This window comes from Streptomyces sp. CNH287, assembly GCF_000424825.1.
In genome coordinates, this window is record NZ_AUKQ01000015.1 from 188645 (window position 1) to 214781 (window position 26137).

Below are 26137 nucleotides of genomic sequence, written 5' to 3' on the forward strand. Positions count from 1 at the left end.
CCTTCTTCTCGGTGTCCTGGCTTCTTCTCGGTTCTCACGGGTCTCTCGGTTCAGGACAGTTCGTCGGCCAGCGCGCGGGCTGTCCGGCAGCGGAACACCACCTCGACGTCGACCGGGCGGCCCACCGCCGTCTCGATGCCCCCGGCCAGCCGCAGTGCGGTCAGCGAGTCGCAGCCGAGGTCGAACACGTCCTCGTCGGGCCCGACCTGGTCCCGTCCCAGCACCCGGGCGATCAGGGTGCGCAGCGACGCCTGGGTGTGCCGCAGCCCCGACGGGCCTTCGGCCAGGAGGTGCTCGGTCGACTCCTCCAGCGCGTCCGGCAGCCGTACGCACAGCGCCCGCAGCCGGTCGGCGACCTCCCGGGCCTCCGCCGCCCCGAACAGGTCCGGGCGGTGGCTGATCTCCAGGTGGAGCCGGTCACCGGGGGCGGCCATCAGCTTCAGCGGGTAGTGGTACGCGTCCCGGCCGACGATGTCGGCCAGCCGCAGCCCCTCCTCGCCGTCGTCCGGCATCCCCTCGGTGCTGGGGTAGTTCTCGAACACCACGCAGCTGTCGAAGAGCGTGCCGTGACCGGCCGTGCGCTGGATGTCACTCAACGCCAGGTGGTGGTACGGCAGCAGGTCGGCGTGCTCGCCGTGCAGCCGGTCCAGCAGCTTGCCCACCGGCTCGGTCGGGTCGAGCCGGACCCGCACCGGCACGGTGTTGATGAACAACCCCACCATCTCCTCGACGTCCGGCAGTTCGGGTACGCGGCCGGAGACGGTGGTGCCGAACACGAGGTCCCGCTGGCCGGTCTCGTGGTGCAGGCAGAGCGACCACGCGACGTTGACCAGGGTATTCAGGGTCACTCCGCGGCTGCGCGCGGCCTCCCGCAGCGCAGTGGTGGCCGCCTCCGGGAGTTCCACGACGAGGCGTTCGGGCAGCTCCCGGACGCGGGCGGTGTCCGCGCCGGGGCAGACCAGGGTGGGTCCCGGCAGACCCGCCAGCGCCTCGCGCCACGCCTCGCGCGCCGCGTCGCGGTCCTGCGCGGCCAGCCACCACAGGTAGTCGGGGTAGTGCCCCGGCTCGGGCAGGGCGCTCTCCGCGCCGTCGTAGAGGGCGAGCAGGTCGCGCAGCAGCAGCGAGGTGGTCCAGCCGTCGACCACCAGGTGGTGCAGGCTCAGCACCAGCTGGTGCCGGGACTCGGCGAGCGCCACATGGGTGCAGCGCAGCAGCGGCGGCCGGGCCGGGTCGAAGCGGCGCCGCCGGTCGGCCGCCAGGATCTCCGCGAGCCGCAGCTGCTGCGCGTCGGCGCCGAGGCCGGTGAGGTCGTGGGAGTCCCAGGGGACGGTGACCTCCTCGGGCACCGCCTGCACCGGTTCGCCGGAGGGCAGCTGGAGGAACGCCGCGCGCAGCATGGGGTGCCGCCGCAGCAGGGCGTCGCAGCTGCGGCGGAAGAGGCCGAGGTCGGGGCGGCCCTCCACCACCAGCGCCATCTGCACGTGGTAGACGTCGAGCCCGCCGCTGTCGTAGCGGGCGTGGAAGAGCAGGCCCTCCTGGAGCGGGGTCATCGGCAGGACGTCGGTGACGGGCGTGCCGAGCCGGGAGGTGAGGTGGGCCAGGTCCGCCGCGTCGTACGTCCGCTGCGCGCCGCGGCGGTGCGCGGGGGCGGTTCCGGCGGTCCTGGTGGTGCCGGCGGTGCCGTGGCCCGGTGCGGTCGCGGCGTGTGCCACCAGCGCACGGAGCGCGGTGAACCACAGCTCGGCCAGCTCCCGGGCATCCTCGCCGGACAGCAGCTCGCCCGCCCACAGCCAGTGGGCGACCAGCCGGGACCCCTGCGGGCCGCTGTGCACGGCCGCGTTGACCTCCACGACGTGGCCCATCGGCATCCGGGGATCGGCGCCGACGGCGAGCGCGTCGGACTCGGGCGCCAGGTCCCAGTCGTCGGTGCCCTCGGTGAGCCCCTGCCGGCCCAGGTAGTTGAACAGCAGCTGGGGCGCTGCGCAGGCCCGAAGACCGGGTGCGGTCTGCTCGTTGAGGTGCCGCAGCAGGCCGAAGCCCAGGCCGCGGCCGGGCACCTCGGCCAGACGGCGGGAGACCCGGCGCACCGCCTCGCCGAGCCGCGGGTCGGCCGGGTCGTGCTCCGGCGCCCAGCCGGGGAGGCCGCCGTCGATCCGCAGGGGGTAGAGGCTGGTCAGCCAGCCGACGGTGTCGGACAGGTCGGTGTCCTCGCCGAGCTGCTCCCGGCCGTGGCCTTCCACGTCCAGCAGGAGCCCGCCGTCGCCGTCGGGACCGCTGCCGGGACCGCCGCCGAGGCCGTGCCGCCGCCGCCAGGCGGAGACGGCCAGCTCCAGCCCGGCGAGCAGCACGTCCTGCGGCTGCCCGCCGAGGGTCGCCGGGACGGTGCCCAGCAGCGGATCGGTGACCTCGGGCGGCAGCGTCAGGCGCAGTTCCCCGGCGGTCGCGTAGGTGTCGCGGCCCGGGGTGAGGGCCCCGGGGCTGAGCGGGGTGCAGTCGGTGCCCAAAGTGCGCGTCCAGTAGGGGAGTTCGGCGAGCACCTCGGGTGTGGTGGCGGCTTCGCGCAGCCCCGTGCTCCACTCCCGCAGCGGCAGCGGCACCGGGTCCAGCTGCGGTGCGCCGCCCGCCCCGGCCGCCTCCCAGGCGCGGTAGAGGTCGGTCAGCAGGATGTGCCAGGAGACCGCGTCGACGGCCAGGTGGTGCACGGTGACCAGCAGCCGTCCCTGGGCGTCGCCGGTGTCGAACCAGGTGATGCGGACCATCGCCCCGTCGCGGGGCGCCAGCGCGTCGGCGTCCGCCCGTGCGCGCTCGGCGATACGGGCGCGTAGCGCCTCCGGGCCCAGGCCGCCCGCGTCGACGCGGTGCACCTGGTCGCGCAGCTGCGCGGGGTTGACCGGGGCGACCGCCAGGGAGCCGTCCGGGAGCAGCCGGGACCGCAGCGCCTGGTGCCGCTTCAGCACGGCCCGCGCGGCGGTGGTGAGCCGTCGGATGTCCAGGCCGGAGGGGGCGCGCAGCAGCGTGGACTGGTGGAACGCGTCGTGGCTGCCGCCGAGTTCGTGCAGCCACCGCATGATCGGGGTGGCCGGGACGGCGGACGGGGAGACGGCCGCGGGGGCGGGTGCCGGGCGTGGCGGCTGTGCGGTGGGTGTGGTGGGTCGGAGGAGTGTGGCGAGGGCTTCGGCGGTGCGGTGGGTGAAGATCTGCTTGGGGGTGAGGCGCAGGTCTGCTTGTCGTGCGCGGGCGGCGAGTTGGATGGCGGTGATGGAGTCGCCGCCGAGGGTGAAGAAGTCGTCCTCGGGCCGGGCGGTCTCCAGCCCCAGCACCTGCGCGAACAGCCCGGCCAGCGTGGCGGCTGTGTCCTCGGGGCCGGGTGCGGTGGGCTCCGGCGCGGGGGTGGGTGTGGTGGGTCGGAGGAGTGTGGCGAGGGCTTCGGCGGTGCGGTGGGTGAAGATCTGCTTGGGGGTGAGGCGCAGGTCTGCTTGTCGTGCGCGGGCGGCGAGTTGGATGGCGGTGATGGAGTCGCCGCCGAGGGTGAAGAAGTCGTCCTCGGGCCGGGCGGTCTCCAGCCCCAGCACCTGCGCGAACAGCCCGGCCAGCGTGGTGACCAGGCTCTCCCCGTCGGTCAGGGACACGGGCGCAGGCACGGGTGCCGGTGCGGGCCGCGCCTGCGGCGCGTCGTCCAGGTCAGGTTCGGGCAGTGCCGCGCGGTCCAGCTTGCCGTTGACGGTCAGCGGCAGCGCGGTCAGCGGGACGAACGCGGAGGGCACCATGTACGTCGGCAGCCGCGCGCCGACACGCTTCGCCAGCGCGGCGGGCCCGGCCTCCTGCCCGTCGGCGGCGACGACGTAGGCCACCAGTTGTGCCGCGCCCCGCCGGTCGTCGCGTACGACCACGGCCACCTGCGCGACGGCCGGGTCCGCGCCCACGGCGGCCTCCACCTCGCCCAGTTCGATCCGGAAGCCCCGGATCTTGACCTGGTCGTCGGTGCGGCCGAGGTAGACGAGCACACCGTCGGGCCGCCACCGGGCGAGGTCGCCGGTCCGGTACATCCGGGCACCGGGCGGGCCGCAGGGGTCGGCCACGAACCGTGCGGCGGTCAGCGCGGCGCGGTGGAGGTAGCCGCGGGCCAGCGTGTCCCCGCCGATGTACAGCTCGCCGGGCACACCGGGCGGCACCGGCCGCAGGTACCCGTCCAGCACGTACACCCGCGCGTGCGGCACCGGGTGGCCCACGGGCACCGGGCCGGACGGCAGCGGGTCACCCGGTTCCAGCCGGTACTCCATGCACCCGACGGTCGCCTCGGTGGGCCCGTACTCGTTGATCACGGTGGTGCCGGGGTGCCTCTCCCGCCACTCGGCCAGCGCCTCGCCGGTCAACTGCTCTCCACCGAGGACGAGTTCGCCCGTCGGCGAGTACCACGGCGGTGAAGCCAGCAGCACCGGCAGATGGCTCGGGGTCGCCTTCACGAACGCGGGGGCCGCTCCGGCCGGACCGGCCGGGGCCGCGAAGTCCGTCATGTCGACGAGGTTCGCGAGACCGCCGGACGTCAGCGGACCGAAGATGCCGGTGACCGTCAGGTCGAAGGACGGCGGCGAGTGCACCAGCGCCTCCCGTGCCAGCCCCGGGTAGGCGTGGTGGCAGAAGGTGAGGTAGCGGACGACGCTGTGGTGCTCCACCACGACGCCCTTCGGACGGCCGGTCGACCCCGAGGTGTAGAGCACGTAGGCCGCGTCGGATGCCCGCAGCGGCCCGCCGCGCTCCTCGTCGGTCGGCGGCCGGTCCGGCAGCAGCGCGAGTTGTGCCCGTACGGCGGGATCGGCGGGCAGCAGGTACGGGTGGGACCCCCACGCGCGGTCGGGAGCCGTACCGCAGACCACCACGCGCGGCGCCGCGTCGCCGAGCATGAACGCGACGCGCTCGGGGGGGTATCCCAGGTCGAGGGGCAGGTACGCGGCGCCCGCCTTCAGCGCGGCGAGCATCGTGACGATCAGCTCCGTCGAGCGGGGCAGCGCCACCCCGACAAGGTCGCCGGGGCGTACCCCGCGCGACAGCAGCAGGTGCGCCAGCCGGTTCGCGGCGGCGTCCAACTGGCGGTACGTCAGGGACCCTTCCGCGTCGGCGACCGCAGGGGCGTCCGGGGTACGGGCCACCTGCTCCGCGAACCGCACCGGGAGGGCCGCCGGTTCGGCACCGGCATCCGCACCGGCCGCCGTGTGCCCCGTACCCCACCCGTGAAGGGTCTCCGCCTGCTCCTCGGGCCGGAGCAACGGCAGCCGGGCCAAAGGGGTTTCGGGCGCGTCCGCGAAGACGTCCAGGAACAGCCGCAGCCGCGCGGCGATCATCTCCACCCGCTCGGCGGGGAACAGCTCCGTCCGGTAGTTCAGCTCCAGCCGCAGCTGCGGTCCGGGCACGGCGACGACACTGAGCGGGTAGTGCGTCGAGCCGGTACGGTCCTCCGCCCCGGTGGCCTCCCCGTCGTCCTCCAGCGGGAGGACCTGGAGGCCCGGCAGGCCGTCGCGGATCGCCGTCCAGTCGAAGGGCGCGTTGCCGAAGCCGGTCGAGGTGTCGAAGAGCGGTCCCAGCCCGGTCTGTCGCTGGATCGCGGCCAGCCCCAGGTGCTGGTGCCGGTCGAGGGCGAGCTGCTCGTCCTGGAGGCGGGCGAAGAGCCGCGCCATCGACTCCTGCGGGCGCAGCCGTACCCGCACCGGCACGGCGTTCATCAGCAGCCCCACCACCGTCTCGGAGCCCGGCAGTTGCGACGGCCTGCCGTGCACGGTCTGCCCGAAGGCGACGTCGTCCCGGCCGGTGAGCATGGACAGCAGCAGCGCCCAGACGCCCTGCACCACGGTGTTGAGGGTCAGGCCGTTCTTCCGGGCCGCCGCGGTCACCGCCGCGGTGGTCTCCTCCGGCAGGGTCACCGCGGCCAGCCCCGGCAGGGCGCCGTCCCCGGCCGCCGGTGCTCCGGGTGCCACCAGCGTGGGTTCGGCGAACCCCGCCAGCGCGTCCTGCCACGCCTGCCGGGCGGCGTCGGCGTCCTGCTGCGAGAGCCAGCGCAGGAAGTCGGCGAACGGAGTGGCGGGCTCCAGCTCCGCTCCGGCCCCGCCGTCCTCCGCCCCTTGGCGGTAGAGCGTGCACAGGTCGCGCAGCACCAGCGGCAACGACCAGCCGTCCAGCAGGATGTGATGGTAAGTCAGCACCAGTACGTGGCGCCGCTCTGCCAGCCGTACGCAGGCGAAGCGGATCAGCGGCGGCTGCGCCATGTCGAAGCGCCGCAGCCGGTCCTCGGCGAGAAACGCCAGCAGCCGCTCGCGGCTGTCCTCTTCGGGCCCATCGGGCCCACCGGACCCACCGGACCCGCCGGACCCGCCGGAGAGGTCCAGCCGGGTCCAGGGGATCTCCACCGCGCGCCGGACCAGCTGCACCGGCCGGCCGTTCTTGCGCTGACGGAAGCCCGCCCGCAGCACCGGGTGCCGTGCCACGGTGGCGGCGCACGCGGCGCGCAGCCGGTCCTCGTCGAGGTCGCCCGCCAGCTCGAAGGCCGCCTGGATGGTGTACACGTCGGTGGCTTCGGAGTCGTACAGCGCGTGGAAGAGCATGCCTTCCTGAAGCGGCGTCAGGGGCAGCGCGGACTCGATCGGCGACTCTGTCACATCGTTCACTGTGGGACTTCCCCGAAGGCGTGGCGGAGCGGACAGGACAGTTGCGGGGCGCGCCGGGGCGGGGTGCGCCGGGGGTCGGTGCGGGCGGCTCAGGACCGGGAGATCAGGTCGCTCAGCGAGACCAGCACCCGCCGTTCGCCGGTGAACGCCTCCCGCCCGTGCGACCAGCGCATGTTGTCGATGACCAGCAGGTCGTGCCGCTGCCAGTCGAAGCGCTGCACGTGCCGGCCGAAGGCGGCCCGTACGGCGTCGACCAGCGCGTCGTCGATCGGCGCGCCGTCGCCGAAGCGCACGTCGTTGGGCATCCCGTCGGCGCCCAGCAGGCTCACCAGGTTCTCCCGGAGCGAGCCGGGCAGCGACGACGGGTGGAAGAGCACCAGGTGGTTGAACCAGACGCGCGCCCCGGTGCGCGGATGTGCGGCCAGCGCGGGCGCCTGCCGGACGGTGCGCAGGCAGTCGTCCTCCAGCCACTCCCGCTCCAGCCCGTTGGCGGCGCAGTAGCGGTCGACCTCCGTGCGGTCCTCGGTCTGGAAGGCGTCGCGCCAGTCGAGCCCGACGCCGCTGCCGTAGTTGCGCACGTAGCGCAGGCCGCGGGACTCCAGGGTCGCGACCACCTCGGCGGGGATGTCGGTGAGGACCTTGGCCACGTCGGTGATCGGCGTCGCGCCGCCGGTCTCGGCGGGGGTGGCGCAGAAGAACGCCAGCCGCCCCGGCCAGGCGCCCGCGTAGGACGACTCCAGGTGCTGCGGGATCACCTCGCGGGCCGGGTACTCGGTGGAGGTGAAGACCCCGTCGCTGACCTGGCTGCGGGGCGTGGAGCGTTCGGTGTACTCCAGCGGCTCGAAGCCCAGGCCGTCCACGGCCCGCTGGAAGTCCTCCGCCCCCTGGGCGCCGCCGCCGCGGACCAGTACCGCGCCGTACTCGGCGAGAGCGGTCTCGACCGCCCGCGCGTGCTCGCGGGTGAAGGCTGCCAGCTCCGAGCCGTCCGCGGGGAACACCTTGATGCCGGTGAGATCGTCCATCTCCGTCAACTCCCTGGGGCTGGGGCCGCGTTGCGGGGCCCGCTGTCCGCGTGTGGGTCACCGGCCCGGACCAACGCCGCCAAGACGGCGTCGAGCATCGCCGGTGCGCCGGTGAAGAGGTAGTCGTGCGCGCCGGGCAGCTGCCGCACGGTGCAGGCGCCTCCCGGGCCGCCGCCGTCCGCCCGCCAGCGCGCCAGCGTTGCGGCGTCCACCAGCGGGTCGTCCGTGCCGCCGAAGACCCGCAGCGGGCACGGGAGCGGCTGCGGCGCGGGGACGTGGTAGTCCTCCGTCAGCGCGAGGTCCCCGCGGATGGTCCGCAGCGCGTAGCGGAGGTACGCGGGGTAGCGGGAGAGTTCGGCGGGCAGCCCGCCGAACCCGTCCAGCCAGGCGAGGAGGCCGGCGTCGTCGCGGTCGGAGACGCGCTCGCGCACCCGTACGTGCGGGGCGCGGGCGGCCGAGACCAGCAGCGCGGTGGGCGGCGGGAGTTCACGCCGCGCGCCCCGGACGACGATCTCGTAGCCGAGCAGCGCGCCGAAGCTGTGGCCGAAGACGGCGTAGGGCAGGTCGAACTCCCCGGCGATGCCGTCGAGTACGGCGTCCGCCAGCTCTTCCATGGTGCCGGGGAGCGGCTCGCCCGCGCGGGTGCCCCGGCCGGGCAGCTCGACCGTCGCCAGCTCCACCCCGGGCGGCGGGGTCAGCCGCCACGGCGCGAACGAGGCGGCGCTGCCACCTGCGGGCGGCAGGCAGAACAGCCGCAGCCGTGGCTGCGGCGGGCCGACCCGCCCCACGATCCACGGTGACGTCGACCGGTCCGCGCCGTACTCCACCGCACGCGGCGGCGCGGCGGGCGCGGACGCCGCCGGTGCGCCCACGGCGTCGGTGACCGGTGCGGTCGCCCGCGCGTGCATCTCATCCCCCCTGTACCTGCCTGTACCTGCCTGCCGTCATGTCCTCCGGGAGGCTCACCCCCGGCCGCTCCAGCGTGTGCCGCACGTCGGCCCGCCACCAGGCACGGGCGGCGGCAACCGGACTGCCGCCTAGTTGCCCGGGCGATGCCTGGAGCGGGTACGAGCGGGCCGGACAGGATGCGGGACACGTACACACACGGCCTGGGCGGAGGCCGCAACCGACCTTCACGCTTCCCGGGCACGAGGGATGCGGCTCCAGGGCCTTTCGCGTGATCAGCCCGGGGCCACGGGATCTGGCGCGCACCTCCGCGGCGTCGCCCCCACCCGACGGCGCACCCCGCCGCCCCGGCCCTCCGCCTCGCAGCCGCCCGCGCCAGATCCCGCCACCCGATCCGGCCTGATCACACGAAAGGCCCCAGCCGATGACCACCGTTCCCGATTCGGCGGCCGACTCCGCCGCCGATTCCGCTGCCCCGACGCCGTCGCTCTTCAGCCTCGAAGCCTCCGGTGTCGGGCAGATGAACGTCGAGGCCGTGTTCCAGGCGTGCATGAACTGGAACTACGGGCACCGCGACAGCAACGTCTTCGCGCTGTACGAGAAGAACAAGCTCGCGCAGTGGAACGCCACCACGGACATCGACTGGGACCACGACATCCGCTTCGGCTCCGAACTGACCGAGGAGAACGGCGCGCAGCTGGCCTCCTTCGTCGTCGGTGAGGGCAGCCCGGTGCCGCGTGAGCTGCTCACGCAGTTCCGCTGGGAGTACCAGTCCTGGATGTGCAGCCAGTTCCTGCACGGGGAGCAGGGCGCACTGGTGACCACCGCGCGCCTGGTGGAGACCGTCCCCGACATGGACGCCAAGGTCTACGCGGCCTCCCAGGTCGCCGACGAGGCCCGGCACGTCGAGGCGTTCGCCCGGTACGTCGACGAGAAGCTCGGCCACTCCTACCCGATCAACCCGGGCCTGGAGACGCTGCTGCGGGACCTGCTCTCGGAGTCCGAGTGGGACATCGTCTACCTCGGCATGCAGGTCGTCGTCGAGGGCCTGGCCATCACCGCGCTGCGGCTGGCCAGCTCCAGCTTCGGCGACCCGATCATCCGCCAGATCACCCGCCTGGTCGCGCGGGACGAGGCCCGGCACATCGCGTTCGGCGTGAGCGCGCTCAACGGCATGTACGACGACGTCACGACGGCGGAGATGCGCGCCCGCGAGGACTTCCTGCTGGAGGCCATCCACCTGATGTCCCGCCGCTTCCTGCTCCGCGAGGTGTGGGAGCGGATGGAGCTGGACGTCAAGGAGGGCCTGCACTTCGCCCGCACCAACCCGATGATGAAGACCTACCGGCAGCTGCTCTTCCAGCAGGTCATCCACGTCCTCAAGCAGCTGGACCTGCTCTCGGACCGGATTCGCGACCTGCTGCACTCCGAGATGCTGGCCCGCCCCGAGGCCCTCCGGACCGTCCACGACTGACCCCCACGACGGCCACCCGTACCGTCCCCCACCGCCGCCGCGACCCACGGCGCACACCAGCGCCCCGCCCCGGCCACAACCCGGCGGCGGGGCGCCGTTGCGCGCTCAGGACTGGGTCCGCTGCTCCTGACGGGTGCCGCGTGGCAGCGTGACGGCCATCATGTCGCTGGGGGCGTCCAGCGCGAGCCGGTGCCATCGGCCGCGCGGCACGATGGCGGCGGTGCCCGCGCCCAGCGTGATCACCTCCTCCTCGCCGCCCGGCTGTTGCGGGCGGAGGATGATCCGTATGCCGCCGGTGAGGCAGGAGACGAACTCGTCCGCCTCGGCGTGGATTTCCCAGTGGTCGCCGTGGACGTCGGCCTCGGTCTCCACATGGGCGACCATCAACATCCAGCCGTCCCGGTCGAGTTCGGTTTCCTCGGTGGGCTGCTCGGTGTGCATCCGGCCGTCCGGCTGAAGGGTGACCAGGGAGCCGAAGAGGTCGACAGAGGTGACAGTCATACGGGGACGTCCTTCCTGCGGTGGGCTTTCCTTAGGTGTGCTGTGGGTGTGCTGCGGGCGAAGAAGGTCGGCGGTCCGCCGTGCGGAACGCGCCGTCCGGCGGGCACGTTCGCCTCAGCCGTACATCGCCACGCGGTAGAGAGCCGCGAGCGCGTGGTCGATGGGATGGAGCTGCGGCCTGCCGCCGGAGTCGATCTTGTTCCACCGCTGCATGTTCAGCGCGACCGCCAGCTGCCGCCCGCCGTCGGCACGGGTCATGGCCAGCGTCCCGCCGCCCCAGACCGTGCCGCCGTTGCCCCAGAAGGTGCCCTGACCGGCCTCCTCCATCGGGAACAGGCCGAGGCCGTAGTCGATCGTCCTTCCCTCGTGGGAGACGACCGGGCCGGTGCGCTGCATCTGCGCCAGCGACGACGGGCTGACGATCTCGCCGGCCAGCAGCAAGCCGTAGAAGCGGTTGAGGTCCGCGACGGTCGAGATCAGCGAGGCCGCCGGCCCCGTCCATGACATGTCGTAGACGCTGTAGTCGCGCGGCGGATCGATCTTGCCGAACCACGCCTCGTAGAGATGCGAGTGCGGCCCCTCGACGTGCGGCCCGGTGGGGAATCGGGTGTCCCGGAGCCCGGCTGGTTCGATGATGTTCTCGGTGATGTACCGCTCGGCCGTCGTGCCGGTCACCTGGGCCAGGAGCTGGCCGAGGAGCAGGTAGTTGGTGTTGGAGTACACCCCCGGCGTGCCGCCCGGAGTGCCGGCGGCGGGTGCGGCCACCCCTCTCCCGATCAGCTCGGTGGGGTCGAACCGGGTGAGCCGGTGGTCGTCCAGGCTCTGCGGCCCGACCTTGGTGAGGTCGGGGAACGCCTTGAGGGACGGGTAGATGTACGGCAAGTACTCGGCGAGGCCGCTGGTGTGGTTGATCAGCATCCGGACCGTGATCGCGTCGCCGCGCGCTCCGGGCACCAGTTTCGGCAGGTACCGGCCGATCGGTGTGTCGAGGCCGAGCTGACCCCTCTCAGCCTGCTGGAGGACGGCGGCGGCGGTGAAGGTCTTGGTGACGCTGCCGATCCGGTGCCGCATGTCGGCGGTGACGGGACGGCCGGTGGCGGCGTCGGCGACTCCGGCGGCGCCGCGCCAGACCTCGTCGCCGTCGCGCACCTCGGCGAACAGGCCCGGTATCCCGGCGCGGCGGACGTCTTCCAGAGCGGCATCCAGTGCTGCGGGATCGAGTGGGTTCTTCATGGTCTGTGTCCTTTCCGCTGCTCCAGGGCGGGGCGCAGCGTCGGTCGCCCTTCCCGGGCCACACGCGGCTCGAGTGGCGGGCCGGCCCCGGCCACGGGCACATGTCCTCATTATGCACGCGGTGCGTGCAACACCAAGTGCACAGGTACTCTGACAGCTGGCGAGAGGAGCGGGGATGGCAGGCCGCAGGCGATGGTCGACCGAGGAGATCCTGGACGCGGCGGCGGAGCTGCTGCGCACGAGCGACGCGGATTCCTTCAGCGTGCGCAAGCTGGCCGCGGCCCTCGGCACCGATTCCTCCAGCCTCTACCGGCACTTCCGCACCAAGACGGAACTGCTGCGCGCGGTCGCCGACCGGATTCTCCTGGCCTCCATGGACGGCTACCGCCCCGAGGGCGACTGGAAGCAGCGCATCACCGCCCTGGCCCTGCGCGTGCGGGAGGCGTTCGGCCGACAGCCCCAGCTCGCCGCGGTCTGGGGCCGGTACGCGTCGGGCGGCGCCGGTTCCCGGCTGGTCGTCGAAGAGGTGCTCCAGGCCCTGCGTGCGTCGGGACTGCCCGACGAGGAGATCCCCGCGCACTACCACCGGCTCGCGGTCCTCATCGCCGCGCTGACCGCCTCCGAGGCCGGAGTCAGCAGCCTCACCCCGGAGGAGTACGCACAGGGCATGGAGCAGTTCCGCGTCGCGGTGCTCGGAGCCGACCCCGAACACTTCCCCGCCCTGGCCCACTTCGCCCGCGACATCCGCCCCCTGGGGGCGGACCGCCGCGCCGCGTTCGAGGAACTCCTCGCCGCCCAACTCGCCCACATCGAGGCCGAGATCGGCCCGAACCACCGGACCTGAACCGAGACCGGCTGCCCACGGGACGAAGGCGGCGGACCTGCTCCACCAGGAGGACGCGGGCGGCAACCGCTGCGTCGTGCGCGCACGGGCCGCTCCCGGCCCGGCATACTGAGCGGCCACGACATCCTGCGCACGCAGTGCGAGTTCCGGCGCGGCGAACGATCGGTAACCTTCGCGTGTGTGACGCTGCGGGCCGCCAGGGGCCCGTGGGCGCTGGGAGAAACGCCTCCCGAGCCGCATCCAAGGTGAAGGGCGAAACCCCTCATGCCCGCAAGCACGGAGAAGCAATGCTACGAAAGCGCCCTAGCGAGACTGCGGCACCGAGGCTGGACAACTTCGGAAGGTCAGGATCTCGGGATGCACCGCCCGAGCCTTACGCTGCCCCCGCAAGCTGGAGGGTTCTTCGACGCGGGCGGAACGCTGCGGGAGGATCTGCCCTTCACCTGGGCAGTGGGCATGCCGTCCCACGTGCAGACCGCCTTCGCGCGCGAAGGTCTGGTCGTACGCATCCCTCTCGACCGTGATGAGGACGGGTCCGGGGTGGTGCTTGCCGGACGGGCGGGAAATTCCGATCTGTGCCGGATCGCGCAATCGTTCCGGCTCCTTGAGGAGGTCGGCTATATCGCGGAGCCGGACTTCGCGTTCACAAACTCCGGCGCCTGGCAGGATGTTCACGAACGGAGCGGGAGCGACGGCAAGGCGATCTTCTGGAACTCCCAGGCACACGTGGACTGCTTCGACGACGAAGGGGCCCTCATCGACGACATCCCCCTTCAGTGGTCGGGTGACGCCGAGGTGATAGAGGCCGCGCTACGCGAATGCGGCCTCGTGGTGGATGCTCCCGAAACTCCGGAGATCACCTTCTTTCTGGGGCCTGAAGGAGAAGATGAGTTCTGACCGGACCACGCCCCAGGAACTCGGCAGGTTCGACGTGACCGACAGCAAGGAAGAGCAGAGTCCTTGAGGGTTGCGGGCCGGGGCAGCAGGTGACGCCCCGGCCAGACCGGACGGGGGCGTCACCTGTGCCTCCGGTGTTCAGCCGCCGAGGCGCCCGACCTTGAGGGCGCCCACGAACGCGGCCCAGCCGTCGGCGGGGAAGAGGAGCGCGGGCCCGTGCGGCACCTTGCTGTCCCGTACCGGCAGCCAGCGGTTCCGGTGGCGTGCTGATCGTCAGACATCTGATCCGTCCCTTCCATGGATCATGAAGTGGTCAGCTTCAGACTGCCATCGACTGACGTCCTACCGACGTTGCCCCTCACCGCCGCTGCGGCCCATGGCGAACGAAGACGCCCCGCACCGGCCACAAGCCGGTGGCGGGGCGCTGCCGCGGGTAGCTCAGGTGTCCAGCCGACCGCTCTTGACGGCTGCGACGAACGCGTTCCAGCCGTCGGCGGGGAAGAGGAGCGCGGGTCCGTGCGGCACCTTGCTGTCCCGCACGGGCATTCCGGCGTAACCGTCCGCCACCTCGACGCAATTCGCCTGGCCGTTGCTGTAGCTGCTCTTGCGCCAGGTGGCGCAGGTGAGATCACTGTGCGTGTTCATGTTCCCCTGCCATTTCAGACATCAGGCGTAGAGACGCCCGCTCATCGAGTGATTGCTCCCAGAGGCTCCCAAATGCGTTGTCGAACGCCTCCACCTCCCTTGTCTTGTCCAGATACAGGCACCCGGTGTAGCCATCCACGTAGACGATCGGCGGCTCGGTGTCAGCGCCGGTGCCGGTGAGCGGGAAGCGCAGGATCACGAACGGCCCGCTCATTGTGCCGAGGTGGAGGTCAGCAGCCAGCGGCATCACCCGGATCATGACATTGGGCAGGGCAGCTGCTCCAATGATGTGCGCGAGTTGAGCCGCCATGACATCATGCCCGCCCACTGGGCGCCGCAGCGCTGCCTCGCCGATCACCATGCGGAACTCGGGGCGGGCTGCGCGTCGGGTGAGCAGGGCCTGCCGTGTAATGCGCAGCCGAACGCGCCGCTCGATCTCTTCCGGGTCCTCATCGGGGCTGAACACGCGGATGACGGTGCGAGCGTAGTCCTCGGTCTGAAGGACGCCGGGCACAAGCTCCCCCTCGTACCAGGCCAGTTCGGACGCGACCTCTTCCAAGCTGATGTAGATGTCGAAGCCTTGGGGGATGACGTCGCCGTACGCGTGCCACCAGCCGCGCGCTTTGGTCTCCTTCGCGAGCCCCATCAGCGCATCCGTCATCTCCGCTGGTGCGCTGTAGATCCGACACATCAGCTCGGCATCGTGGCTGCGCAGCGAGGTCTGACCGGTCTCGATCCGCCACAGCTTCGCCTCGCTCCACTCCAGAGCCTCGGCCGCAGCCTTCACGCTATAGCGCGCCCGTCCGCGCAGCTCTCGCAGATGTCGGCCCAACTGCCGACGCGGAACCGTTGATCCACTCGCCTTCTCCATCCCCTACCCCTTTCCCTTCATCGGAATGAAGCATCCCCGTCATCCAAAATGAAAGCATCGGCGCCATCAATTCACAATGAGATTCACTAGTTCGAGTGAGCTAACTGAATTCTCGAAATGAAGGTTGCATTTCTTCACGCGAGGAGTGCACGCTGTGGGCCGAGTCACCGAGCGTGCCAACTGCCCTACTCAGCAGTGTCCTTGAGGTCGAGTACCCCTGGCCGGCTTCGGGCTGCCCCTCCCTCCCCTGGGTCGGGGGCGGGCCGGAGCCACCCGCCCACGCTGTGCCGACATCCAGGGCCGCACTGCGTGGGCGGCCCCACCCGCCCTGCATGCCGAACACCGAACACCGATGGAAGGGAATCGCGATGGCCACCGCCACCCGCCGCCGTACCCCGCAGTCCCGCGCGCGCCCCGCCGAGTTGGCCGATGCCGCCGCTGGAGGCACGCCGCCTCCGCGTCCCTGGTTTCCGCCCGGTGGGCTGGACTTAGAGGTGGAGCGCGTCGGGGAGGCGTGGGACGCCGTCAAGGCTCCGGCCTGCCTCGGGGACCGGGCGCTACCGCTGCTCGGTGACGGGTGCGGGGCGGTGATCCGTGATCCGTACGGGCATGTCCTGTACTGGCTGACTCCGGTGGGGACGGCCGCCGCGTGGAGGCCGTTGCCGCAGGTGGCCGTGCTGGGCTCCACCTCCTGGCTGGCGGTGCCGCCGGGGCACCGCACCCGGGGGCTGGGCCCGTACTGGGCGGTGGCGCCCAGCCACGAGCGCCTGCTGACCGACCCCGCCGACCTGCACGCCGCACTCACCTGCGCGGTGAAGACGGCGTTCGGCACGGAGCCGGACCGGTGACCGCCCAAGCGGGGGCCGGGGCGCCCGTCGGCGTTGCCGAAGTCCGGGCCACCGTCGCCCGCGCGGACGCCGTCCTCAAGCTCCCCGGACGCCCCGAACTAGCCGTGCTGGATGCCGAGTTGCGCGGCCACATCCGCGCCCTGCTGCCGGTCGCCGAGGCGGCGGTGGACCGGTTGCCGCACTCTTCACTGGAACGGTGGACCCGCCACACCCGCCTGGACGCGGTACGCCACCTCCTCAAAGAAGCACCCGGACTCAGCCCGGTGCTCGCCCACGCCCACGTGGCGAACCTCGCCGCCGACTGCCGTCTCCTCCTCACCTACGCCGATGAGGAGGCCCGGTGACCTGGCGACACTCCGGAACCGAAGCCGTCGTCACCGCGCACACCGTGCACATCGGCGACACCGTCCGCGTCTACGGCGCACCGCGCGTCGTGCAGAATCTGCGGGCGCTGCCGGGTGGGGACAAGCTGCTCTTCTTCGAAGGGGGCATCACCTACCGCCTCCTGGTCAACGTCCCCCTGCCCAGCCCCGCACCCCCAGCCGTACCGGTACAGGCACGCAGCTGGCACAGCACACCCGACCGCGAACCCGACGCCGAACCCGTCACCCACGCCATGCAGTGCACTGTGTGCGCCAAAACGTCCGCCGCCTACCAGGACTTCACCGCCGCCGAGCGCTGGATGCTCCACCACACCCAACGCCTCCCCACCCACACCACCTACCGCGAAATCATCCGCCGCCCCTGGCGCACCACCCCCACTACCGAGCGTTAGATGACTCGCTGCGGCGGCAACTGTTCGCCACACGCCGTCCTCGTCAGGGAAGCCAACGCCCGCCCTCCCTGACGGGAATCGCCGAGGCAAGCCAGGGCCCTGGCTTGCCGGAAGCGACAGCTGGGTGCGCGTCGGCGACCGGGACGGGCACCGTCTCTCGTCATACTGGGCGGCGGCCGACTGCGAGCAAGTGGGAGCTGGCTGCCAGCAGTTCGGGGTAGGTCTCGGCCAGTCGCGCTGCGGTCAGGGCGGAGTCGAACAGGGGAGTGCCGATGAGCGGCTCCCCAGTGTGTTGTTCCGCCGCCTTGAGCAGGGCCCACGTCGGGCCCTCGATTCCGAACACCTCGGCCCGCTCGAACCCCGCCGCGTCCACCTCGTCCCGAAGTTCCGCGCCACTGTGGAAGTACGCTGCGGTGAAAGCCTTCTTTCCGTCATGGAATTGGGTCTTGAGAATCTTCTCGATGCTGTCGCGGACCCGCTCCTTGTGGAGGTGCCCGTACGCGGTGTGTTCGAAGAGGCTGGCGTAGCGGTTGATTCCGGCTGCGGCGATCAGGCCGCCGGGTCGCAGTACGCGGTACGCCTCGGCGAGTGCCTGGTCTCGGTCGGTGCGCTCCAGCAGGTGGTAGAGCGGGCCGAGGAGGAGGACGACGTCCCACGAGGCGTCGGCGGCAGTCAGCTCACGCGCGTCGCCGAGCTCGGCGGTGCATCCCGGCACCCGGGACGCCGCCTCGATGTGGCGGGGCACCGGATCGACCAGCCGCACCTTGTAGCCGTCCTCGACCAACCAGCGGGCGTGGGCACCGGGCCCGCCACCCACGTCCAGGACGTCGGCGGGCGTGGAGGGGAGGTATCGGCGCAGCAGCTCCCGCGTGCGTAGCATTTCCAGCGCGCCGTCCGCCGAGGCCGCGAGCCGCTCGGCCTCGTCGACCGTGGACGAGTAGAAGGTCATCACCTCGGGTGCGATCTCTGGTGGCATACCTTCATTGTGGCTGCCGGAGCCGATGCTGAACGCGTCTCCCGCACGAGGCACGGCATCACCTGACCGGAATCACGGCCCGCGTCCACGAACTCCACCTCTACCGGCGGTACTTCGATCTCGTCGCCACGGGCAGGATCGCGCTTCTCGACCCCTGACCCGTCCGCACCGCGCCCGTGTGCTCACCAGGGCCTGTCGTCAAAGTGCCGGCGTTCGGCCGGAGGATCGTCCTGCATCGGAGAGAGCGCCCCGGGCGGGTGCCGGGGGTGCCGCTCCCCATGGGGTGCCGCCCGCGCCGCGCGCAGTGTTCAGGCCAGGGGCGTCGTGGTCTCCGCGTACGTGCCGGCGCACAGGGCCGACCACATGGAGCGGCGGCGGGGCTTGCCGCTGGAGGTGACCTCGACGTCCCCGCGCGCGAGTTCGACGGCCAGCAGCCGCGCCCCGGGCAGCGCCTCGCTGAGCGCCTGCCGGGCCAGGTCCCGCCAACCCTCCTGCACGCCGCCGAAGACGGCCACACCGGTGGGCTCGCCGTCCCGTACGCCGAGGAGGACCACCACGCGGCGCTCGGGCACGCCCTGCTGGTGCAGGACCGTCTCCACGTTCTCCGCGAAGACCATCCGGCCGCTGACCTTGAGCCCGTCGCCGAGGCGGCCGATGACGAAGAGCTGCCCTTCGTCGAGGAACCCGGCGTCCCCGGTGCGCAGTTCGTCGCCGAGGCGGGTGCCGGAGGCGGTGCCCGGGTCGCCGACGTAGCCGCTGGCGACCGACGTGCCGGTGACGACGATCTCGCCGACCTGCCCGTCCGGCAGCGTCTCGCCGTCCTCGGACCGGATGGTGACCTCGGTGCCCTCCACCGGCGTGCCGCAGCCCACCACCCCGGCCCCGTCCCCGGCACCGGCCAGCGACGCGGCGGCGCCCTCGCGCGGGGCGCGGGCGGTCCACCCCGTGCGGCGCGCCAGGTGGGTGACCGCGAGTGTCGCCTCGGCGCCGCCGTACGCGGGCAGCAGCGCCCTGCGGTCCAGGCCGTGCGGCCCGAGCAGCCCGTGGAAGTCCTCCAGCACCCGCGGGTCGATGCGCTCGGCGCCGAGGGTCACCGTGCGCAGCGAGTCGAACCGGAGGCCCTCCAGCTGCCGGGGGCGGACGCGGCGCAGGATGTACGCCATGCCGAAGTTGGGCATGGCGGTGGCGGCGATCCGCTGGTCGCTGATGCACGTGAGGTAGCGCAGGGGCGAGCGGATGAAGTCGTCGGGCTGCATCAGCCAGCCGTCGCATCCGGTGGTGACCTTGGTGAGCAGGCAGCCGATGAGCCCCATGTCGTGGTGCACCGGCAGCCAGCTCAGCGCCGGGGTGTCCGGGCGCAGTTCCAGCCGGCCGCGGAGCCCGGTGAGGTTGGCCCGCAGCGACGTCGACGGGATCAGCACTCCCCGCGAGAACCCGCTGGAGCCGGAGGTGAACTGGAGCAGCGCCGTCTCCGGCAGCGCCTCGGGTGCCGCGAGCGGCTCGACGTCCCGGATCAGGTCGTCGAAGACGATCGGCTCGTTCAGGCCCAGGCCGGAGTTGAGCTTGCGGGTCTGCTCCAGCCACTCGTCGTCGCAGAGGGTGTGGCGGGGGCGGGCCGTGGCGAACAGGTGCGTGGCGTGCCGCTCGTAGGCGTCCGCGTGCTGGAAGGCGAACGGCGGCGCGATCGAGCACGGGGTGGCGCCCGCGGCCAGGGTGCCGAAGAACCCGGCGGTGAAGCCGGGGCTGGAGCGCTGGACGAGCGCCACCACGTCGCCGGCGCGGACGCCGTTCGCGCGCAGTGCCGCGGCGGTGCGCAGCACCAGCGCGGCCAGGTCCCGGTAGGAGGAGAAGGTCCAGCCGTCGGCGCCCGCGGAGAAGTGGAGGCCGCGCTCGCCGGACGGGTCGTCCAGCCACTCGAGTATGCCCCGGTCCGGGATTCCCATCGTCCTCGTCCTCTCCCACGCTCCTTGACGGGCGAACCCCGCACCCGCGCATCCTCGCCAGGTTCGGCGGGCCGTCACCAGGCACGCGGCCGGTAATTCGGCGGGGTTCCGGCGGCAGTTCGGCAGCAACAGCGATTGCCGGTCGGTTGCCTGGCAACCGGCGGTCCCGCGGATGCAGCATTTTCCGGAGTTCTGAGTTTCCGGCCATCGGACTGACCGAGAGAGCGGACACCCACCCATGCATGCACGCGACGCCGAGGACGGCCTGCTCCCGCTGACCACCACCCAGCGCGGGGTCTTCTTCGCGCACGAACTGGACCCTGAGAACCCGGGGTTCAACGTCGTGCTGTTCATGGAGGTACGCGGTCCGGTCGACGGCGAGCTGCTCGCCCGCGCGATCCGGCTCTCGGAGCAGGAGAGCGGCACCTTCGACATGGAGCTGGTACGGCGGCCCGACGGCCCGTACCAGCGGCAGCTGCCGGCCGGGGTGTCCAGCTGGCAGTCGCTGGACTTCCGCGACCGGGACGACCCGGCCGCGGCGGCCCGCGACTGGATGGAGGCCGACCGCGCCACCCCGCTCGACCTGCTGCGCGACGTGCTCTCCGCGCAGGTGCTGATGCGGGTCGGCGAGGAGCACTACTTCTGGTACCAGCGCAGCCACCACATCGTCTCCGACGCGTACGGCTCGGTGCTGCACACCCGCCGCATCGCCGAGATCTACGGGGCGCTGAGCGAGGGCCGGGAGCCGGCGGGCGAGCCGCTGGGCCGCATCACGGACCTGCTGGCCGAGGAGGCGGAGTACCGGGACTCGGACGACTTCACCACCGACCGCGACTACTGGAACGCGCTGTTCGCCCGGCGCGCCGAGGTCGCCTCACCCGCCCCGGGCGCGCCCTCCGGCTCACGGCCGCCGATCGGCGTGATCACCACCGTCGGTGAGGACAGGTTCGCGGCGCTGCGCCGGGCGGCGCGGGAGGCACGCGTGCCGTGGACGGTGGTGATGCTGGCCGCCGTCTTCGCCTACCTGCACGGGATGACCGGGCAGCGCGACCTGACCATCGCCGTGCCGGTCACCGCCCGGCGCGGCGGCCGGTCGCAGCGCACCCCGGGCATGCTGGCCAACCAGGCGCCGCTGCGCGTCACGGTGGACCCGGCCGCCTCGCGCCTCGACCTGGTGCGGCACGTCGCGCGGCGCCTGGGCGAGCTGCTGACTCACCAGCGCTACCCGTACGACGACCTGCGCCGGGACCTGCGTCTGCTGGCCACCGAGGAGAACCTCTTCGGGCTGCTCGTGAACATCATGCCCAGCGGCTCCGAGGTCTCCCTCGGGGAGCAGCGCACCCGGCTGGTCGCGCTGTCCGGCGGGCCGGTGCTCGACCTCAACATCACCTGCCACCCCGACCCGGACGGGCAGGGCCTGCGGCTGGACTTCGAGGCCAACCCGGAGCGCTACACCGCCGAGGAACTCGCTGCGCACCAGGAGAGGTTCGGCGAGTTCCTCGCCGCGTTCCTGGCCTCCCCGAGCGCACGTCCGCTGGGCCGCCTGGACGTGCTCGGCGCGGACGAGCGCCGCAGCGTGACGGAGTTCGGCACGTACGGGGGCGGCTTCGGCGCGGAGCCCGAACCGCGCACCATCCCGCAGCTGTTCGAGGAGTGGGTGCGCCGCGCCCCCGGGCGGGACGCCGTCATCTCCGCCGCCGGGACGCTCAGCTACGCCGCGCTCAACGCTCGCGCCAACCGGCTCGCCCGGCACCTGGTGACCCGCGGCGCGGCGCCCGAGCAGGTGATCGCGGTGAGCATGCCGCGCGGCGCGGGGCTGCCGGCGACGGTGCTCGGCGTCATGAAGTCCGGCGCCACCTACCTGCCGTTGGACCTCAACTACCCCCGGGCGCGCACCTCCACGATGCTCGCGGACGCCCGCCCGCTGCTGCTGCTCACCACCCGCGAGGCCGACGATGCGACGCTGGCTCCCGAGGTGCCCCGGGTGTACGTGGACGCGGACGGCGTACTCCCCGCGGGGGACGGGGGCGCGGCGCACTCCGACGCGGAACTGTCCGGCACCGACCTGACCGACGCCGACCGGCTCGCGCCGCTGCGCACCCACCACGCGGCGTACATCGTCTACACCTCCGGTTCGACGGGCAAGCCCAAGGGCGTCGTCGCCATCCATACCGGACTGGCAGCGCTGGCACGCCAGTTGGGCCAGGCCACGCCGGTGACCGGCAACACCCGGATGCTCCAGTTCGCCTCCCCGAGCTTCGACGCGTGGATGTTCGAACTGTGCACCTCGCTGCTGTGCGGCGGCACCCTGGCTGTGGCACCCGCCGAGCGGCTGCCGCCCGGCACCGACCTGGCCCGCACGCTGGCCGAACTCGAGGTCAACGCCGTCCTACTGGTGCCCTCCGCGCTCTCCGCGATGCCCGCCGACGGGCTGCCGGAGGGCTGCGCGCTGATGGTCGGCGGGGAGCTGTGCGCGCCGGAGCTGGTCGAGCGCTGGTCGTCCGGCCGGATCATGCGCAACAACTGGGGACCCACGGAGACGACGGTCATCGCCACCCAGACCGACCCGCCGCTCTCCGGCCGCAACGTGCCCCCGATCGGCGGCCCCGTGGTCGGCGCCCGCGTCATGCTGCTCGACGACGCGCTGCGCCCCGTACCCCCCGGCGTACCCGGTGAGGCGTACGTGGGCGGGCCCGGAGTCACCCGGGGGTACCTGCGGCGGCCCCGGCTGACAGCCGAACGCTACGTCGCCGACCCGTGGGGCCCGCCCGGCTCCCGGATGTACCGCAGCGGCGACGTCGCGTGCTGGACGGCGGACGGGGAGCTGCGCTTCCTGGGACGCGCCGACCGACAGGTCAAGGTGCGCGGCTTCCGGATCGAGCCCGGCGAGATCGAGGACGTCCTCGCCCAGGGCGCCGGGGTCGGCCACGCCGCCGTCACCGTCCGCGAGGACGTACCCGGGCTGCGGCAGCTCGTCGGCTACGTCGTGCCCGCGCAGGCGGGCGACGGCACCGGCGGCGCGTCCGGCGGAGCGAGCGGCGGGAGCGCCCCGGACCCCGCCGCGCTGCGCGAACTGGTCCGCGACCGCCTGCCCGAGTACATGGTGCCGACGGCCGTCGTCGTCGTACCCGAACTCCCGCTGACCCCCAGCGGGAAGCTGGACGAGGCGGCGCTCCCCTCCCCGGACCACAGCGGCTCCGGCACCAGCCGGCCGCCCCGCGACGCGGTGGAGGCCACCTTGGTCGACCTCTTCCGCGAACTGCTCGGCGCCCGCGACCTGGGCATCGACGACGACTTCTTCGATCTGGGCGGTGACTCCATCGTCGCGGTCCGGCTCGCCGCGCGGGCCCGGCGGGAGGGCATCGGCCTCACCCCCAACCTGGTCTTCGAACACCACACGGTGGCCCGGCTCCGCGAGCACGTGGACCGGACCGGGACCGGCTCCGGCCCGGCAGCAGCCGCCACCCCCGCCGCGCTCGTCGCCCTGGCCCCCGGCGAACGCGCGCGCCTGGAGGCCGACTGGGCCGCACCGCGCCCCGGCGGGGCGCGCGGACTGGCGGACGTGCTGCCGCTCGCCCCGCTCCAGCAGGGCATGCTCTTCCACGCCCAGTTCGCGGGCGAGCACGGCGCCGACGCGTACAACGCGCAGAAGGTCTTCGGACTGAGCGGACCGGTGCCGCCCGAGCGGCTGCGCGCCGCCTGCCAGGCACTGGTCGAACGGCACCCCGCCCTGCGCGCCGCCTTCGTGCAGGGCGAGTCGGGCGAGCCGCTCCAGCTCATCGCCCAGCACGCCGAACTGCCGCTGCACGTACACGACCTGCGGGACCTGCCGCCCGCCGAGCAGCGGCAGCGGACCGCCGGCATCCTGGCCCGGGAGAAGCGCACCCGCTTCGACATGACGGCGCCGCCGCTGCTGCGCTGCGCCCTGATCCGACTGGCCGACCAGGAGAGCCTCTTCGTCCTCTCCAGCCACCACATCCTCTTCGACGGCTGGTCGCTGCCGCTGATGCTGCGGGACCTGCTGGAGCTGCACCACCGGGGGGACGACGCCCGACTGCCGCAGCCCGTACCGTTCCGCGACTACCTCGGCTGGGTCGCGGGCCAGGACCGGGCGGCGTCCGAGGCGGCCTGGCGCACCGCGCTCGCGGACCTGGACGGGCCGACGCTGGTCGCCCCCGCACACCGGGGCACCGCCGCCCCCGCGATGCCGCAGCTCCAGGTCACCGAGCTGCCCCGGGAGCTGACCGCCGCGCTGGAGGAGGCCGCGCGCAGCCGGGGCCTGACGATGAGCACCGTGCTCCAGGGCGCGTGGGCGCTGCTGCTGGCGACCCTCACCGGCCGCGACGACGTCACCTTCGGCGGCACCGTCTCCGGCCGCCCGCCGGGGCTGCCCGGGGTCGACGGCATCGTCGGGCTGCTGATGAACACCGTGCCGGTGCGCGTCGCCATCCGGCCGGGCGAGCCGCTCGAGGCGCTGCTGACCCGCGTACAGCGCGAACAGACCGAACTGATGGAGCATCACCACCTCGGCCTCACCGACCTGCACCGCCTGGCGGGGATGCCCGAACTCTTCGACACCTCCGTCGTCTTCGGCAACGCGCCGGTCGACCGCGAGGAGATCGGCCGCCACGCGGGCGGCCTCGGGATCACCGTGGAGGAGGCCGACGCCACCGGCGAGACCCACTACCCGCTCAGCCTGCACACCGTGCCCGGCGAGCGGCTCCGCCTCGAACTGACCTACCGGGGCGACCTGTTCGGCGCCGAGGAGGCCGAACGCTGCCTCACCCGGCTGCGCCTCGCACTGGAGGGCTTCGTACGCGACCCGGGGTGCCCGGCCGGGCGGCTGTGGCTGCTCACCGACGAGGAGCGCCGCGAGCTGGAGTCGTCCGCCGCGGCCACCGAGCACGCCGACCGCCCCCGGGCCACCCTGCCCGGGCGCTTCGCCGAGCAGGTACGCCGCGACCCGCACGCGGTGGCCGTCGTCTGCGAGGGCGAGCGGCTCACGTACGGGGAACTGGACGCGCGCGCCACCCGCCTGGCCTCCGTGCTGGCCGCCAAGGGTGCCGCGCCCGAGCAGACCGTCGGCGTCCGCCTGCCCCGCTCGGCGGAACTGGTCGTCACGCTGCACGCCATCCACAAGGCCGGTGCCGCGTACCTGCCGCTGGACCCCTCGTACCCGGCGGAGCGCATCCGGTACATGACCGAGCAGGCGCGGCCGGTGCTGGTCGTCGACGAGGACTTCCTGGCGGCACTCGGCCCGGCCGCCGGGGACGGCGGGTTCACCCCGCCGCGGCTGCTGCCACAGCACCCCGCGTACGTCGTCTACACCTCCGGCTCCACCGGACGGCCCAAGGGCATCGTGGTCACCCACGAGGGCGCCCTCAACTACCTGGACGGCATGCAGGAGCGGCATCCGCTGACCTCGGCGGACCGGGTGCTCCAGCGCACCTCGCTCAGCTTCGACCCCTCGGTGTGGGAGGTCTTCTGGCCGCTGCTGCACGGCGCCCGCGCGGTGGTCGCCCGCCCGGACGGCACCGGGGCGCCCGGCTACCTCTCCGGTCTGATCCGGCAGGAGGGTGTGAGCGTCGCCCAGTTCGTGCCCTCCACTCTGGAGGTCTTCCTGCGCGAGCCGGGCGCCGAACGCTGCGACAGCCTCCGCCAGGTCTTCTGCGGCGGGGAGCAGCTGACCGGATCGCTGGCCGCGCGCTTCCACGCCGCGCTCGGCGCCGAACTGCACAACCAGTACGGCCCCACCGAGGTGTCCGTGTACACCACCACCGGGCCCGCCCGCCGGAACGAGGCCGCCGAGGCCGCCGGTGCCGCCGATGCCGTGCCCGAGGCCGTGCCGGTCGGCACGCCGCTGCCGAATCTGCGGGTGTATGTGCTGGATGGGTTTTTGCGTCCGGTGCCGGTGGGTGTGGTGGGGGAGTTGTATGTGGCGGGTGTGGGTGTGACGCGGGGGTATGTGGGTCGGGCGGGTTTGACGGGTGAGCGGTTTGTTGCGGATGTGTGGGGTCCGGCGGGTGGGCGGATGTATCGGACGGGGGATTTGGGGCGTCGGTGTGCGGGTGGGGTGGTGGAGTATGTCGGGCGTTCTGATTTTCAGGTGAAGGTGCGGGGTTTTCGTATCGAGTTGGGTGAGATCGAGGCGGTGTTGGCGGGGGACTGTTCGGTTTCGCGGGCGGTGGTGGTGGTGTCTTCGGATGTTTCGGGGGCGCGGCGGGTTGTGGGGTATGTGTCGCCTGCGGTGGCGGGTGGTGTGGTGGATGTGGAGGGTTTGCTTTCGCGGGTGTCTTCGGTGTTGCCGGAGTACATGGTGCCTTCGTTGGTGATGGTGGTGGAGGATTTTGCGTTGACGCCGAACGGGAAGGTGGATCGGGGGGTTCTGCCGGTTCCGGTGTTTGGTGGTGTGGGGGAGTTTCGTGCTCCTTCGTCGGTGTGTGAGCGGGTGTTGCATGGGGTTTTTGTTGAGGTGTTGGGGGTTTCCCGGGTCGGGGTGGATGATTCTTTCTTCGATTTGGGTGGGGATTCGATTGTGTCGATGCG

Annotated in this window: 17 protein-coding genes; 7 read left to right on the forward strand and 10 right to left on the reverse strand. The window is 72.6% G+C overall.

Going from position 1 to position 26137, the window contains the following annotated elements; translation table 11 throughout:
• Positions 1 to 50: 50 nt before the first annotated feature.
• The 3 genes from H299_RS0117040 to H299_RS34650 form a co-directional block, all read right to left on the reverse strand.
• The gene (locus tag H299_RS0117040) at positions 51 to 6656 is read right to left on the reverse strand and encodes a non-ribosomal peptide synthetase (protein ID WP_027749383.1); all 6606 of its coding nucleotides are present in this window, start codon (positions 6654 to 6656) and stop codon (positions 51 to 53) included.
• An 89-nt stretch (positions 6657 to 6745) separates the two neighbouring features.
• On the reverse strand, positions 6746 to 7678 hold the full coding sequence (locus H299_RS0117045) for a TauD/TfdA family dioxygenase (RefSeq protein WP_027749384.1): 933 nt from the start codon (positions 7676 to 7678) through the stop codon (positions 6746 to 6748).
• A gap of 5 nt (positions 7679 to 7683) precedes the next feature.
• On the reverse strand, positions 7684 to 8586 hold the full coding sequence (locus tag H299_RS34650) for a thioesterase domain-containing protein (protein WP_078512814.1): 903 nt from the start codon (positions 8584 to 8586) through the stop codon (positions 7684 to 7686).
• A 422-nt stretch (positions 8587 to 9008) separates the two neighbouring features.
• On the opposite strand from H299_RS34650, the gene H299_RS0117055 reads away from it, so the two are divergent.
• Positions 9009 to 10058, forward strand: coding sequence for a diiron oxygenase (locus H299_RS0117055; RefSeq protein ID WP_027749385.1), 1050 nt, complete (start codon positions 9009 to 9011; stop codon positions 10056 to 10058).
• A 105-nt stretch (positions 10059 to 10163) separates the two neighbouring features.
• On the opposite strand, the gene H299_RS0117060 is transcribed toward H299_RS0117055, so the two are convergent.
• The gene (locus tag H299_RS0117060) at positions 10164 to 10559 is read right to left on the reverse strand and encodes a cupin domain-containing protein (RefSeq protein WP_027749386.1); all 396 of its coding nucleotides are present in this window, start codon (positions 10557 to 10559) and stop codon (positions 10164 to 10166) included.
• Positions 10560 to 10673: 114 nt separating this feature from the next.
• Positions 10674 to 11792: a serine hydrolase domain-containing protein gene (locus H299_RS0117065; RefSeq protein WP_027749387.1), complete on the reverse strand. Its 1119-nt coding sequence runs from the start codon at positions 11790 to 11792 to the stop codon at positions 10674 to 10676.
• Between the two features lie 175 nt (positions 11793 to 11967).
• On the opposite strand from H299_RS0117065, the gene H299_RS0117070 reads away from it, so the two are divergent.
• Complete coding sequence (locus H299_RS0117070; protein ID WP_027749388.1) at positions 11968 to 12636, forward strand: TetR family transcriptional regulator; 669 nt, start codon at positions 11968 to 11970, stop codon at positions 12634 to 12636.
• A 357-nt stretch (positions 12637 to 12993) separates the two neighbouring features.
• Entirely contained in the window at positions 12994 to 13533 is a 540-nt protein-coding gene (locus tag H299_RS0117075) for a hypothetical protein (protein WP_027749389.1), read from the forward strand.
• 138 nt (positions 13534 to 13671) lie between these two features.
• Here the strand turns inward: H299_RS0117075 and H299_RS38420 are convergent, their stop codons facing one another.
• The 3 genes from H299_RS38420 to H299_RS0117090 all read right to left on the reverse strand — a co-directional run bounded on the left by H299_RS38420 (position 13672) and on the right by H299_RS0117090 (position 15049).
• Positions 13672 to 13779: a DUF397 domain-containing protein gene (locus tag H299_RS38420; RefSeq protein WP_078512815.1), complete on the reverse strand. Its 108-nt coding sequence runs from the start codon at positions 13777 to 13779 to the stop codon at positions 13672 to 13674.
• A 192-nt stretch (positions 13780 to 13971) separates the two neighbouring features.
• The gene (locus H299_RS0117085; RefSeq protein WP_027749390.1) at positions 13972 to 14178 is read right to left on the reverse strand and encodes a DUF397 domain-containing protein; all 207 of its coding nucleotides are present in this window, start codon (positions 14176 to 14178) and stop codon (positions 13972 to 13974) included.
• Entirely contained in the window at positions 14162 to 15049 is an 888-nt protein-coding gene (locus tag H299_RS0117090) for a Scr1 family TA system antitoxin-like transcriptional regulator (RefSeq protein WP_027749391.1), read from the reverse strand. Before H299_RS0117090 ends, H299_RS0117085 begins: the two co-directional genes overlap by 17 nt.
• 368 nt (positions 15050 to 15417) lie before the next feature.
• Between H299_RS0117090 and H299_RS34655 the strand changes: the two genes are divergently transcribed.
• The 3 genes from H299_RS34655 to H299_RS40495 are packed head-to-tail and all read left to right on the forward strand — an operon-like array spanning position 15418 to position 16672.
• Complete coding sequence (locus tag H299_RS34655; protein ID WP_486587306.1) at positions 15418 to 15897, forward strand: hypothetical protein; 480 nt, start codon at positions 15418 to 15420, stop codon at positions 15895 to 15897.
• A complete protein-coding gene (locus H299_RS0117100; RefSeq protein ID WP_027749392.1) occupies positions 15894 to 16241 on the forward strand; it encodes a DUF6415 family natural product biosynthesis protein in 348 nt (115 codons plus the stop codon). Before H299_RS34655 ends, H299_RS0117100 begins: the two co-directional genes overlap by 4 nt.
• Positions 16238 to 16672, forward strand: coding sequence for a DUF7848 domain-containing protein (locus tag H299_RS40495; RefSeq protein ID WP_486587307.1), 435 nt, complete (start codon positions 16238 to 16240; stop codon positions 16670 to 16672). Before H299_RS0117100 ends, H299_RS40495 begins: the two co-directional genes overlap by 4 nt.
• 160 nt (positions 16673 to 16832) lie before the next feature.
• Here the strand turns inward: H299_RS40495 and H299_RS0117110 are convergent, their stop codons facing one another.
• The gene (locus H299_RS0117110) at positions 16833 to 17648 is read right to left on the reverse strand and encodes a class I SAM-dependent methyltransferase (RefSeq protein WP_027749394.1); all 816 of its coding nucleotides are present in this window, start codon (positions 17646 to 17648) and stop codon (positions 16833 to 16835) included.
• Positions 17649 to 17956: 308 nt separating this feature from the next.
• Positions 17957 to 19591, reverse strand: a complete 1635-nt coding sequence (locus H299_RS0117115; protein ID WP_027749395.1) for an AMP-binding protein — start codon at positions 19589 to 19591, stop codon at positions 17957 to 17959.
• Positions 19592 to 19829: 238 nt separating this feature from the next.
• Here H299_RS0117115 and H299_RS34660 point away from each other — a divergent pair.
• Positions 19830 to 26137: non-ribosomal peptide synthetase (locus H299_RS34660; RefSeq protein ID WP_037759338.1), on the forward strand; the 6308-nt coding region annotated here is incomplete at its 3' end.